Source organism: Agaribacter flavus, from assembly GCF_042646125.1.
GTDB lineage: Bacteria > Pseudomonadota > Gammaproteobacteria > Enterobacterales > Alteromonadaceae > Glaciecola > Glaciecola flavus.
In genome coordinates, this window is the sequence record NZ_JBHRSW010000003.1 from 1 (window position 1) to 905 (window position 905).

The 905-nt window shown below is 38.6% G+C and carries 2 protein-coding genes; both read right to left on the reverse strand.

Features of this window, described 5'->3' with window-relative positions:
* Positions 1-78 precede the first annotated feature (78 nt).
* Positions 79-363, reverse strand: coding sequence for a contact-dependent growth inhibition system immunity protein (locus ACFOHL_RS00095; RefSeq protein WP_376918161.1), 285 nt, complete (start codon positions 361-363; stop codon positions 79-81).
* Positions 364-377: 14 nt separating this feature from the next.
* Entirely contained in the window at positions 378-782 is a 405-nt protein-coding gene (locus tag ACFOHL_RS00100; RefSeq protein WP_376918162.1) for an RNase A-like domain-containing protein, read from the reverse strand.
* Positions 783-905: the final 123 nt, after the last annotated feature.

A 905-nucleotide genomic window follows, 5' to 3' on the forward strand; every position in this document is an offset into this window, starting at 1 on the left:
CTGATTCTGCACAATCCCTGAGACTATACTATTGCCTAAGGCGTTTCCAAAGCTATCGGTCGATACATCAACCTAGACTCAGTTATTATTTTGCAAAATATCAATGGCTGCTCTAAGCCATTGATTTACCTTCATTCCTTCTACTTCTGGACGAAACTCCCCACCCATTGAATAGAAATAGGTTTGTGGTAATTCTGGCTCAGATATCAATTCACTTAGTGCTTTTGCTACTTCACGATGTTTACTTTCAGGCTCATTTTTCTTAAAAAACGCAACTCCATCAAGAGTCGTTGAATAATCAAACGACCAATCTTGATGAAAGTAAGCTTGAAAAAAATTCTCTAATATCTCTTTTGTTTTCAATCTCTACATCCTCACTACTGTAACCTTGGATAAGCGGTATGAATCCTAAATCCATTAATACTTAATTCATCTCGATCCAGTATGACCTGAAGACTATTGCTTATCTGTGGATTTATACTTTCCCTATTGAAGCCCCTACCGACATCAAAATCTAGTGTTTCACTCAAGGGAAGTCTATTTCCTGAGCTATTTCCAAAGAAGTCTTGAATTTCGGCTCTATTTCTAGTCAACACCTCACCAATTGCCCTCTCTGCGGTACTTAAATCTGTGAATGTCGAAGATCCTTGAATGTTCAGATCAGTAGAAAGTCTTTCCAAAAGTTGAGCATCGGTTCTCGACACGTGGTTTCTGATAGTATGCCCTCCGAGATTTTCGCTAAAGACTAGCGTCCCTCCAGATTCAAATTTGGTTTGGTTCAAACTTCTAGAAGCACCAAATAAATCAACATATTCGTCGGCATTCCGAGAGTATAAGATGGATTAACACTATTTACTACCCTCTGTGACAGCTGACTTTAAGGCTTTTTTGATGCATTGCAGATT